Origin of the sequence: Xanthobacter oligotrophicus (genome assembly GCF_008364685.1) — a bacterium.
GTDB classification, from domain to species: Bacteria; Pseudomonadota; Alphaproteobacteria; order Rhizobiales; family Xanthobacteraceae; genus Xanthobacter; species Xanthobacter oligotrophicus.
The window spans coordinates 1-1,167 of the sequence record NZ_VTTL01000032.1; the positions used below are offsets into that span (position 1 = coordinate 1).

Below are 1,167 nucleotides of genomic sequence, written 5' to 3' on the forward strand. Positions count from 1 at the left end.
TGGCCTCAGGCGGCCTGGATTTCCAGTGCGATTGTTGCGGCGAACTCGGCAGGGGATCGATGGCCGAGGGCGGAATGGGGCCTGTTCATATTGTAGTCCTCCTTCCATGCGGCGATGGCGGCACGGGCCTGCGCCAGGCTCGAGAACAGGGTCTCGTTCAGGCATTCGTCCCGGAAGCGGCCGTTGAAGCTCTCGACGAAGCCGTTCTGCATGGGCTTGCCGGGAGCGATGTAGTGCCATTCGACGCCGGTCTGCTGGCACCATTTGAGAATTGCCATCGAAGTCAGCTCCGTGCCGTTGTCGGAAACGATGGTTGCAGGCCTGCCTCGAATGGCGAGCAGCGCGTCGAGCGCGCGCGTCACCCGAAGGCCCGAGAGCGAGGTGTCGGCCACCAGCGCCAGACACTCCCGGCTGAAGTCGTCGACGACGGCCAGCACCCGGAAGCGCCGACCGTCCGTGAAGGCATCCGACACGAAATCGAGGCTCCAGCGGACGTTGACCCGATCCGGCACCAGGATGGGACGCCTCGTGCCGAGCGCTCGCTTGCGTCCCCCACGCCGGCGAACCTGAAGCTTCTCTTCCCGATACAGCCGGCGCAGCTTCTTCTGGTTCATGACGATGCCCTGGCGCCTCAGCATGATGTGGATGCGCCTATAGCCGAAGCGGCGGCGTTCGCCGGCCACGGTCCGCATGGCCTCCCTCAGGGGTGCATCGTCGGGACGCACACTTCGGTAGCGCACGCTGGTGCGATCGACGCCCAGCGCCTGGCACGCCCGACGCTGGCTCACCCCGTGCGCCGCACAGGCATGAGCCACGGCTTTGCGCCTCGCATCGGGCGTCACCATTTTTTTGAGCTGACATCCCTCAGGATCGCGTTGTCGAGCATTTGCTCGGCCAGCAGCTTCTTCAGCCGCGTATTCTCCTCCTCAAGCGCCTTCAGCCGCCGGGCATCGGACACGTCCATGCCGCTGTACTTGGCCTTGAACTTGTAAAAGGTCGCCGAGGAGATGCCGTGCTTGCGGCAGACGTCAGCGGTCTTCGCGCCCGCCTCCTGCTCCTTCAGCATCCCGATGATCTGTTCCTCTGTGAACCGTGAGGCTCGCATCGTCCGTCTCCGTGATCGACGGACTCTACCCAAATCTGGAGGAGGTTCTGGGGCTCAGGTCA

1 protein-coding gene is annotated in these 1,167 nt (G+C 64.4%); it reads right to left on the reverse strand.

Annotated elements, in window-relative coordinates:
• Nucleotides 1-5 precede the first annotated feature (5 nt).
• A protein-coding gene (locus FZ033_RS23900) for an IS3 family transposase (RefSeq protein WP_408068510.1) occupies nt 6-1,105 on the reverse strand; the annotation gives its coding sequence in 2 pieces (ribosomal slippage) (nt 6-844 and nt 844-1,105; 1,101 coding nt in all).
• Nucleotides 1,106-1,167: the final 62 nt, after the last annotated feature.